The sequence below is a fragment of the Thermococcus sp. genome (assembly GCF_027066465.1).
Lineage (GTDB): Archaea > Methanobacteriota_B > Thermococci > Thermococcales > Thermococcaceae > Thermococcus.
This window is the reverse complement of the sequence record NZ_JAMONU010000110.1, coordinates 1-10,320: the sequence shown is the minus strand read 5'-3', so window position 1 is coordinate 10,320 and position 10,320 is coordinate 1. Positions and strand designations below refer to the sequence as shown.

At 53.8% G+C, this 10,320-nt stretch carries 10 protein-coding genes; 5 read left to right on the top strand and 5 right to left on the bottom strand.

What is annotated here, in order from left to right; all coding sequences use genetic code 11:
• Positions 1-109: 109 nt before the first annotated feature.
• The 4 genes from MVK46_RS05140 to MVK46_RS05125 are packed head-to-tail and all read right to left on the bottom strand — an operon-like array spanning position 110 to position 3,325.
• The gene (locus MVK46_RS05140; protein WP_297535572.1) at positions 110-1,207 is read right to left on the bottom strand and encodes a VIT1/CCC1 transporter family protein; all 1,098 of its coding nucleotides are present in this window, start codon (positions 1,205-1,207) and stop codon (positions 110-112) included.
• Complete coding sequence (locus MVK46_RS05135; RefSeq protein WP_297535571.1) at positions 1,188-2,318, bottom strand: tRNA (guanine(10)-N(2))-dimethyltransferase; 1,131 nt, start codon at positions 2,316-2,318, stop codon at positions 1,188-1,190. Before MVK46_RS05135 ends, MVK46_RS05140 begins: the two co-directional genes overlap by 20 nt.
• Positions 2,319-2,359: 41 nt before the next feature.
• Positions 2,360-2,629, bottom strand: coding sequence for a 50S ribosomal protein L35ae (locus tag MVK46_RS05130; RefSeq protein ID WP_297535570.1), 270 nt, complete (start codon positions 2,627-2,629; stop codon positions 2,360-2,362).
• Positions 2,630-2,662: 33 nt separating this feature from the next.
• The gene (locus MVK46_RS05125; RefSeq protein WP_297535575.1) at positions 2,663-3,325 is read right to left on the bottom strand and encodes an HAD family hydrolase; all 663 of its coding nucleotides are present in this window, start codon (positions 3,323-3,325) and stop codon (positions 2,663-2,665) included.
• A gap of 84 nt (positions 3,326-3,409) precedes the next feature.
• Between MVK46_RS05125 and pepQ the strand changes: the two genes are divergently transcribed.
• The 3 genes from pepQ to MVK46_RS05110 are packed head-to-tail and all read left to right on the top strand — an operon-like array spanning position 3,410 to position 4,959.
• Positions 3,410-4,462, top strand: a complete 1,053-nt coding sequence (gene pepQ, locus MVK46_RS05120; protein WP_297535569.1) for a Xaa-Pro dipeptidase PepQ — start codon at positions 3,410-3,412, stop codon at positions 4,460-4,462.
• A 51-nt stretch (positions 4,463-4,513) separates the two neighbouring features.
• A complete protein-coding gene (locus tag MVK46_RS05115) occupies positions 4,514-4,711 on the top strand; it encodes a hypothetical protein (protein ID WP_297535574.1) in 198 nt (65 codons plus the stop codon).
• Positions 4,712-4,752: 41 nt separating this feature from the next.
• On the top strand, positions 4,753-4,959 hold the full coding sequence (locus tag MVK46_RS05110) for a type II toxin-antitoxin system RelE/ParE family toxin (RefSeq protein WP_367182633.1): 207 nt from the start codon (positions 4,753-4,755) through the stop codon (positions 4,957-4,959).
• Here MVK46_RS05110 and MVK46_RS05105 read toward each other — a convergent pair.
• Positions 4,956-9,128 (bottom strand): DEAD/DEAH box helicase, encoded by a 4,173-nt coding sequence (locus MVK46_RS05105; protein ID WP_297535568.1) that lies wholly within the window; start codon positions 9,126-9,128, stop codon positions 4,956-4,958. The two genes, MVK46_RS05110 and MVK46_RS05105, sit on opposite strands and share 4 nt — an antisense overlap.
• Positions 9,129-9,218: 90 nt before the next feature.
• Here MVK46_RS05105 and MVK46_RS05100 point away from each other — a divergent pair, with 90 nt between their 5' ends.
• Both MVK46_RS05100 and MVK46_RS05095 read left to right on the top strand, forming a co-directional pair.
• Complete coding sequence (locus MVK46_RS05100) at positions 9,219-9,527, top strand: hypothetical protein (protein ID WP_297535567.1); 309 nt, start codon at positions 9,219-9,221, stop codon at positions 9,525-9,527.
• A 24-nt stretch (positions 9,528-9,551) separates the two neighbouring features.
• Positions 9,552-10,320, top strand: a 769-nt coding sequence (locus MVK46_RS05095; RefSeq protein WP_297535566.1) for a glycosyltransferase family 2 protein, incomplete at its 3' end; no start/stop codon positions are given.

Sequence of the window (10,320 nt, the reverse complement as noted above, 5' to 3'; positions counted from 1 at the left end):
TCTACGACGCCATCTACATCGCCCAGGCCCTCAAGTACGGAAAGCTCGCGACGGCCGATGAGAAACAGGGAAAAATAGCGGAAAAGCTCGGCGTTGAGGTGGTTTACCTCTAAAGCGCCGAGACGTGGAAGATTGCCTCCATCGCCCTTCCGAAGAGGTAGCTCAGGAACGCCGCGCCGAGGCCAGTAGTTACCATCTCCGCGACCTTCTTCTTGACCGATATTCCCGAGAGGAGCGAAATCAGCGTCGCCACTATCGCGAGAGCCGAACCCGCGAGGAGTATCGAGAAGGCGAGCGCCGTGAGCGAGTTCGAGGCCAGGAAGTAGGGAGTAACCGGGAAGACGACGCCGAGAAGGTACGATAAGCCCGTGTACAACGCGGCGCGAACCTCATTCTCCTCGGCCTCTGGAAGGAGGAGCTTTTTAACGGCATCAGGGTTGTCCTTGAGCTTCTCCGCTATCTCCTTCGCCATGTCCTCGGGCATTCCGCCCTCTATCAGCTTCTCCCTGAGTTCCTCGGCCGTTTTATCGGGCGAGACCTCGAAGAGGACCTCTGTCCTCGAGCGGATTGACTCCTTGACCTGCCTCTGCGAGCGGACCGAGACGAAGGTGCCTATCGCCATCGAGAGCGCGCCGGCAACTCCGACGATGAGACCGCTTATCCCGACGAGCTGTGGGTTGTTCGGGTAAACCGCCGAGAGGCCCGTAACCGCTCCGAGTATCTCGACGAGGCCGTCGTTCATTCCGAGGACGAGGTCCCTGATGTTCTCCACGTGGAAGGCCTTCTCCTCCTCTCGGAAGAACTTCTCGTGCTCTATCTCGTCAAGGATTACCCTCCTAAGGGTTTCGCGCTCCTCATCGCTCATCTCGCTGGCATATTCGTTGAGGAAGCGGAAGTACTTCTCTATCGCGCTGTTCTCGCCCATCTCAAGGAGGGAAGCGACGGAACCCGGCCCGAGGAACTTCCGAAGGAGCTTAACGCTCCATACAGTCAGGCGGTTCACCCTCGGCCTCGGCGGTTTCTCGTTCCTTCTCTCGAGGAAGGACTTCCAGAACTCGGCGTGCCAGCGCTCAAGCTCGGCCAGACGCTTGAACTCCGCCCTTATCTTCTCGTCCTTTTCCCACTCGGCGAGCCTCTCGTACAGCTCCGCGTCTGCCCACTCGTCGAGGTAGAAGCGCCTTGCGAGTTTAACCGCCTCTGAGGACATCGAGCACCACCTCGAAGGGGGCATCGGTTTTTATCGCCGTTGGCGAGAAGTGCGTCCTGCTCGCCCTGTAGCCGAGTTTCTCGAGCCTTTCAATTATTTCGCTCACCTTCCTCACTTCCAGGCCGTTCCTCCGCGCGAGGGCGTGGGTGTCGTAGTGGAACGGAACGTCGAGTTCACCCGCGAGTAGCTCCACAAAGGTCCTTGTTTTCTTATGGGCAGGTTCAAAGCCCTCAAGCTCCTTTGAAAGTTTCTCCACGAACTCAGAATCCTTCAGCGGGCCGAGCCACATCGGGCCGAAGGCCTTGGGCTTCTCCGGGAGGAAGGCTTTCTCGTAGGTGAAGCTTCCGTTCTCATCTTGCCAGAGGTAGCCGAGCTGGGCGAGGCTCCTCTCGGCCTTCTTCGCCCCGCTCTTAAACCGGAGGAACGCCCTGAAGTAATGGTCGCGGTAGTAAGCCAGGAGAACTTCAACTCCAAGGTCGTACTTTGCAGAGTATCTAACCACCGTCCCGATGAGGATTCTCAAACCGGCCTCGTGGCACAGCTCGCCCCGTATCGGCCTCGCGAGGTAGTTCTTCACGCAGGCCCTGGCGTAGGCCCCACAGAGAACTCCGGTATCCGTTGCCGTAACGGCCAGAACGCCCCTCCTCTTCACGCTTCTCAATGCCGTATCGAGGAACTCCATCGGCGAGCCGAAGGGGTCCAAATCGACCAGGTCGAAGTAGCGGAAGTTCTCAGTCATCAGCCTGTTGGCATCGCCCTTGTTTATGACTATCAGCTTCTCTCCCCAGAGGTAGGAGCGGTCGCCCTCCTCGTAAAGCTCCCCCCCGAAGTTGAGGGCGACGTTCCGCTTCATCAGGCTGTAGGCTTCGTCGCTTATGTCGTTGAGCCAGACTTCCTCCGCTGGACTTTCAAGGGCGTAGCGGATTCCCCTTATTCCCGTCGCCGAGAGCGCGTCGAGAACCCTCTTGGGTTCAAGAGCACGGGCGACGAGGACGCTTATATCCCTGTTGAGTGCCATTACTGGGTTGTAGAAGACCGGCGCGTCGTAAATTCGTTCGGCTTTCGGTACAAAGAACCTCGCGGAACCTTCACTAACCTCAATCAGCTCCATTCTCCCACCCGTAAAGAAAAGGGTTGAGGGGCTTTAAAGGTTTAGAGAATCTCGACGATGTCTCCCAAAGCCTGTCCCGGGAGACCGGGCTTGAAGACGGCCTTGACCTCGCCGCGGTTGCCGTGGGTCTTGATGACCCTGCCGAACATCTTCCTTCCCGTTGGAGTTCTCCAGACAACCTTCCTGCCGATGAGCTGGGCCGCGCTTCCCCTGTCTTCTATGCCGATGGGCTTGAGAATCATCCTGTGGTTGTCCTGGTGCTCGTGTGAACCCGCGTAGGAGAGGATGACGGCCTTCACTTTCACAGCCATCACCTCCCCCGGTTTTGGTAAAGGAGTTCCCTTTTAAGTTTTACTCAGAAACTCGCTCAAACCGTCGTCTATTTCGAGAACCTCTCTGATTGATTTTATCTTTATGAAGTTAACCCTTTCGAAGAGCAGCGCGACGTCGCTTTTATAGGGAGAGGCTTTCTGGACGAGGAGCGTGTTGTCGTCGAGGATGTACGTGAAGCGCGCGGGACTGTCATCGACCCACACGAAGGGTTCATCGGGGTAAAGCTCCCTCAGCGTCTCGAACTTCTGGAGCATGTCCTTCGTTCCCTTGAACGTCACGACCTCATCGAACTCGTCGTACCAGCCGGTCTTCTTCATGAAAATTACCTTTCCGCCTGGATATGTGTGCTCGCCGGAGAAGCTTATAACCTTCCTGCCCCGCCTTCTAAGCTCCCTCACAACTTGGCGGGCGAAGGGAAAGTCCTTGATGTACCTGGGCATCAGGTTGTAGTACTCGTGGATTGTCCCCTGCGCCACGAGCTCGTGGATGACGCCGAGGTGCTGGTAGGTGAGCTTGCCCTTGATGAAGAGGAACAGCGCCTTGTAGTACTCGTCGTAGAGGTCGCTCTCTATAACAGCTGGAATCGTCTTTTCAATGGCTATCCTGAGGGCCTTTTCAACGGCTCCGGTGCTGTCAACGAGCGTTCCATCGAAGTCAAAAAGGTAAACGGTCACCCTCAACACCTGTTCGGGTTTAAACTCTGGAGTTTATATCCTTTCCGAAACCGTTTTATCTTCTCCCACGAAATCCCGCCGGTGGTGGTAATGAGGATTGAAAAGCTGAGGGAGTTCATAACCGAAAACGAGCTGGACGGTGTTGTCATTTCCCATAGACCAAACCTCTATTACTTCACGGGTTCCGCCCCAGTTCTCGGCGGATACCTACTCGTAACCGCTGACGAAGCCGTTTTCTTCGTCCCCCAGCTTGAGTATGAAGAAGCCAAAGAAACCTCACGCGTTCCCGTTGAGGCTTTCAAGCGCGGACCGGAGCTCTTCGAGAGGCTCAAGCCCTTCAAGCTGAGGAAACTCGGAATCGAGGGAAGAACAGCCTATTCAACGGTCCAGAACTACAGGGAAAAGCTCGGCGTTGAGGAATTCGTTACTGTTGATGACGTCATAAAGGAGCTGAGGATGATTAAGACGAAGGAGGAGCTTGAAGTAATAGCGAGGGCGTGCGAGATAGCAGACCAAGCGATGCTCGCGGCCATAGAGGAGATAAGCGAGGGCAAGCGCGAGAGGGAAATAGCCGCCAAGATGGAGTACGTCATGAAGATGAACGGCGCTGAGAAGCCGGCCTTTGACACGATAATCGCGAGTGGTTGGCGTTCCGCTTTACCCCACGGTGTCGCGAGCGACAAGAGAATCGAGCGGGGTGAGTTCGTCGTTATAGACGAGGGCGCCCTCTACAAGCACTACAACTCAGACACGACGAGGACAATAGTCGTCGGAACTCCAAACGAAAAGCAGAAGGACATCTATCAGGCTGTCCTTGAGGCCCAGATGAAGGGCGTTGAGATGGCGAGGCCGGGAATAACTGCGAAGGAGCTCGACACAATTGTTAGGGACGTCATCAGGGAGTACGGCTACGGCGACTACTTCATCCACTCGACTGGACACGGCGTCGGCCTTGAGATACACGAGTGGCCCGGCGTGAACCAGAGCGATGAGACGGTTCTCAAGCCCGGTATGGTCGTCACCGTCGAGCCGGGCATCTACATTCCAAAGTTCGGGGGAGTCAGGATAGAGGACACAATAGTCATAACCGAAAACGGGGCCAAGAGACTGACGAGAACGGAGAGGGAGCTAATCTGATTCCACTAACTTTTTATTCTGTTGGTGTGCATTAACAATCTGGCGGTGGTAATGGTGGATAGCGTTGGGAGGCTCATCCTCCAAGAGCTTCGCGAGATTAAGGAGGAGCTTAGAGTGCTCAACTCGAAGATTGACAACTTTGCGGGCTATTTCGAAGCCGATGAGGACGAGCTTCAGGAGCTGATGTCGGAGCTTGAAAACGCTAAGAAAAAGGGCGTGAAGCTCGAGGAGGTTCTCCATGAGCTATGAGGTCGTTCTTTCGAGAAACACCCTGAAGTTTCTCAAAAAAACTGCCTCCCACTGACAGGGAGCGAATAAAGGAGGCCCTTCTTAAACTCAGCCAGAATCCCTGGTTCACACAATATAAAAAGCTCAGGGGTTATCCTTTTTACCGCATACGGGTTGGAGATTACCGCATAATTTACAGCGTTGAAGAAGACTCAAAAACGGTCTACGTCGTTCGCATAGGAAGGAGAGAAAACGTTTACGGCCTCTAATCTCCTATCATCGCCATTATTTTTCTGTGCAGGGCTTTAATCAGCTCCCTTCTATCTTCCATCAGAACCACGTCGCTCGAGCCTATAGCTTCCAGATTGAAGGCGAAGGGACTGGGAACGGCGTTCCTCTGGAAGACCACCTTTATCTTCCCGTTCCTAACCCAGCTCAGAAACAGTTCCGCGTTTTCCACATCCATCTTGTCCTCCATAATCTCGCGGTAGACCTCCTTCAGGAGCGGGAAGTCCGGGTAGTTCTCCTTGAGCACCTTAAGGAGCGAGACCGCCATGACCTGCTGCCTGCCGAGCCTCTTGCTCCTCCCGACGTAGCGCCTCAAAATTAGCAACCCTCGGTTGGCGACGTGGCGGAAGCGCCTCTTCAACAGTTCGGTGTTGTCTAAGGCCCTCTTCAGCGTTTCCCTCAGGTCATCCACCTCGAAAAGCTCAATCACTTCCTCCTCGCTCAGCTCAACCTCCGGCGGAAGGAGCAAAGCGAAGCCGTTGTCGTTTATCGCTATCCCGACGTTGCAGTTCTTTTTCTTGCTCACGAGGTGGGCGAAGGCCCTGCTCAAAGCGTCGTTGGCGCGCCTCCCAATTAGCGTGTGGAAGAAGTAGCGGTTCCTCCTGTTTCCCGGAACGAACTCAACAAGGACTGTCTCGTCGTCGGGAACCACCGAATACCTCGCCTGCTCGCGGAAGTAAGCGATTATGGCGCGCGAGGCCTTCTCGTCTATCCCGTACTTCCTCATCAACCTTTTGACGGCGTCCTTCCTGCTGAGTAGCCCCTTAACCTCCCTCCTAAAGCGCTGAATGTCCACCGCCAAATCGAAGCTGAGCGGGAGCATCTCGGAGAACCACGCCGGAATGGTCGGCTTGGCACCCTCACGCGGGATGACGTAGAGCTTGTTGCCTCTGCTCTTGACGAACTCGTAGGTTCTTCCAGCTAAGACGAAGATGTCGCCGGGCATCAAGCGCTCCGCGAACTCCTCCTCAACTGTGCCTATTAGCTTTTTGTCCATTGTGTAAACTCTGATTTTGGCCTCATCCGGAATGGTTCCGACGTTCATGTAGTAAATCGCCCTCGTCATCTTTCCGCGCTTTCCGAACTTCCCGTCCTCCAGCCATATCTTGGCGTAAACCTTCCGCTCCTCCAATCCGGCGTATTCTCCAGCTAAGTACCTTAAAACGCTCATGAAGTCCTTGAAGGACAAATCCCTGAATGGATAAGCCCTTCTGACAACGCGGTAAGCTTCGTCAACATCCCAGACCTTGTTTAAGGCCATTCCGAGGAGGTGTTGAGTTAAGACGTCGAGCGGGTTTTTAGGGATTCTGACGCGGTCTAAGCGTCTGTTCCTCGCGTTGTGCGCCAGAACGGTGACCTCGACCAGGTCATCTCTATCGAGAGCCAAAATAACTCCCTTGCTGACCTCGTGTAGCCTGTGGCCGGCCCTACCTATTCTCTGTAAAGCGCGGTTCACGCTCTTTGGCGAGCCGATTAGAACCACCAAATCAATCGTTCCAATGTCTATCCCTAGCTCAAGGCTGGTCGAGCTGTTTTTTGAGACGAAGCCATTGACAACGTAGTTCCCTGTTTCGGAGTTCAATATGCCATAAGCATCGGTGATGAAAACAGGTTCAATGGATTCAATTCTATCAAAGAAAACGTCTCCCTCGGCGAGTTTTCTAAGCTCCTCGATTTCAGGAATTATGTTTTCTCTCCTCTTCTCTCTTGCAACCCTCTCGTAAAAATCGAGAAGTTTCACCAAGTTTCTTCTGCTGATTTCACGGGTTCCGAGTTCGACTTTCACGGGATTATAAAAGCCAGCCTTTTGAAGCCTGTAAGAGCTGATACCAAGTGCTTCCCGGAGCTTTCTCAGGCGTTTGCCGATTCCTGGGATTACATCTTGGTTGGAGTACCCTTTCCCAGAGATTTCCTTTATTTTCCTAAGTTCTGGACGCCAAGGTTTAATTAGTTCCGCAAATTTCCTGAGGTACTCTCCTCCCAAGATGGCAACGGTGTAAGACATCCCGGTCTTTCTTATCTCCCTGGCCCTAAAGAATTGTCGTTCATTGTAATACCTTCTCCTGATGGAGGCAACGATTCCGAGCTGAAGCAAGAGATTGCGTATCCCCTCGGCGAACTCGGAGTTGAACGTAGCGAAGCCCGCTGAATACACTCGCCTGCCTTCTTTTATCTCAAGGTACCCATCACCATCGAAGTACCCTGAGAGAAACTGAGCTTTGTGCTCCTTTGGAAGGCGGTAGAGTATCTCTGGAAATCTGCCGTTGAGGGATTTCTTGCCCCCATTCCCAACGAACTCTCTGAACATGTGAAAAAGAACGTTAAAGGAAAGCTCAAGAGAGTATGTACTCTCGTTTTGCTTTCTTATGCTCCCCTCGATTCCGAGCTCCTCTTTGGCGAGCTTGGCATAATGCTTAAGCATGTCCAAATCGCTGGAGAACAGCGTTACCGTGCCATCTTTCCACGAACCATCGGCAATCCAGAAACCGAGCAATCGAGCCAGCCCAGGTGTGAACCTCTTCGGCAATTCATAGCTGTTTTTGTCGGAAGTTATCCTCACCACGTCGCTTTCGTCAAGGGTCATTCCAACTTCCTGGAGGACTACTTTTAGTTTGCTCCACCTAAATGGATACTCCCCTCGGAGTTGCTTCGATAAGTAGCTTTCACTCATGCCTAGCTTTCTTGCAAAAGCGTTAATTGAACAGAATTTAGTCTGAATGTTCTTCTTCAGTTCCCTTAGAAATTCAGTTCGAAGGTGCAGGTATGCGGAGTCCGGGAGGATTTCAAAAATGGGAACTTCTTCATCAGGACTTGGCAACCTGCGCAGAACTCCAACGTAATCACCCGGTTTAAGCTTCTCAACCTCAACCCAGGTGAGCTTTCCATCCTTTATCGTCAGGAACTTATGTTCTCGTGTGGCTTCAACTTCAAAGCCGAGCCTTGTCTTAAGCTTGACACCAGTCGAGTTGTATTCGATTCTGTGAGTTCCCCCAAACTCAACAAAACGACTCCTTGATTCTTTAACTCCCACGATTTCCTCATCTACACTAAGACCGTCAATTCTTCTAATGCCTCTGGAGGTAATAATTTTGGAATGACCCGGAACGCACACTACTGCTTTTAACTCGCCCCTCTTCAGCTTCTCCTCAACGTCCAGCCTAACCTCGCGTGATAGACTTGAGTGGTGCGTCTCTATTAGGCCTTCAAACTCTGGGTAGCGCTTCTTCAGGTTGAAGGCAACCCTCTCGGCACCGCTCCTCGTGTTGGTGAAGATTAGCGTCGTCCTGTGCTCCCTGATAAGCTCCGCCAGTCTCCTGTAGAGCGCCTCGCTCAGCGCTCCGGCAGGGGTGTAGATTAGGTCCTCGACGACGCTCTCGACCTTTATTTCGGTCTGCTTGGCGAAGCTGACGTCAACGATAAGGCCCGGCCTCGGCTCCCCGTTGTCATCGAAGCCGAAAACGAACTTCGCTATCTCCTCGAGCGGGTGTATCGTCGCGCTGAGGCCGATTCTCACGAACTTCTCCTCGGCCATCTCCTGAAGTCTCTCAACGCTCAAAGCCAAGTGGGAACCGCGTTTGTTCTCAGCTAGAGCGTGAACTTCGTCTATAATGAGGTATTTAACCGTCTTCAGCCTCTCGCGGAACTTGGGGGCGTTTAGAGCTATCGCAAGGCTCTCCGGGGTGGTTATCAGAATGTGGGGCGGTTTCTTCACCATCTTGCTCTTCTCGTAGCTCGACGTGTCGCTCGTCCTTATGCCGACGCGAATTTCGGGCAAATCGTAGCCGAGCTCCTTCGCCACTTCCTTAATTTCGGCCAAGGGCCCCTCCAGGTTGCGCTTTATGTCGTTGTTCAAAGCCCTCAGCGGTGAGACGTAGAGGACGTAGATTTTATCCTCAAGTTTGCCCTCCTTTCCGAGGAGAATCAGCTCGTTTATGGCCGAGAGGAAAGCGGAGAGCGTTTTTCCAGAGCCGGTCGGCGAGGAGATAAGCACGTTCTCACCTTTATGAATCTCCATAACCGCGTAGCGCTGTGGGGGCGTGAAGCTCCCGAACTTCCGCCTGAACCACTCCCTAACCGGCTCGCTGAGGATTGAAAATATCTCCTCGTCGCTGTATTCCCGTCTCGCCCATCGTATTCTTTTCCTCGCCATCGGCCACCCGTTGGACTTTCGGTTTTTAAACTATTCGGTTGGTTAAGCAAACTTTTTAAGTGGGCTTAGCGAACTAAATCCGGTGGGAGAATGGAGGTCGAGGAGAAGCTCAGGAAGGTTCTCAACGAGTTCAATCGCCTTCACGGTAGCGAGGCCAGCGCGAGGATTCTAAAGCTCGAGGGGGACGAGGTCGTTATAGAGTTTGAGGGCTCCTTCTGCGCCACCTGCGGGCTGTACGACTACTTCGACGACATCAAGTGGGAGGCTATGGATTTGGGCCTTGAGCTTGAGCCGGTCGAGGTCCTCGAGGCCGAGGAAGACGATTTCGAGCACGGCCGCTACGTTGTGAGGTATAAGCTCGAGAGAAAGCCCCTCCTTGCGGTGGACGGTAAGGATTAAAACTTTCGGGCAGATTTTTCATACATGAACTTACCTCCCCTCGCCGTTGCGCTCGCGCTCATCTTCCTCTGGGACGGCTACTTCTTCTTCAATTACATAATTAGCCTTTTCAGGAATTACATAATTAGGGAATGGACGCCGAGGGTTTCAATCATAATCCCGGCTTACAACGAGGGGGAAAGGGTTCTTAGAGCCATACGCTCGGCGCTCGCTCAGGATTATCCGGACTTTGAGGTCATCGTCGTCGATGACGGCAGTGAGGACAGCACGTTTGAAGTTGCTTCATCGGTAAGGAACCCCCGCCTGAAGGTTTACAGGAAGGAGCACGGGGGCAAAGCCAGAGCCCTGAACTTCGGCCTTTCTAAAGCCTCTGGCGAGATAATAGTGACGACCGATGCCGACAGCTACCTTGAACCGACCACGGTCAGGGAACTCGTGAGGCGCTTCTACTCCGACGAAGTGCTCGGCGTTGGAGGACAGGTCAGGGTCACGGGGGATTCCTTCCTTGAGAGGGCGCAGGACGCGGAGCACCTGAGGATAGCGATGTTCCGCAGGGCCAAGGAGCTTGAAGATTTGAGCCTCGCCCCAGGTCCGGTTTCGGCCTTCCGCAGGGACGCCCTCGAGAGAATCGGGGGCTTCGTCGAGGACATCGTCGAGGACTACGCCACCACAAAGGCCGTCAAGAGGCTCGGAAAGGTGGTCTACGCGCCAAGGGCAAGGGTCTGGACGGAGATGCCGAAGAACCTCTCAGTTCTCTGGCGCCAGAGGAAGCGCTGGTTCCTCGGCGACCTCA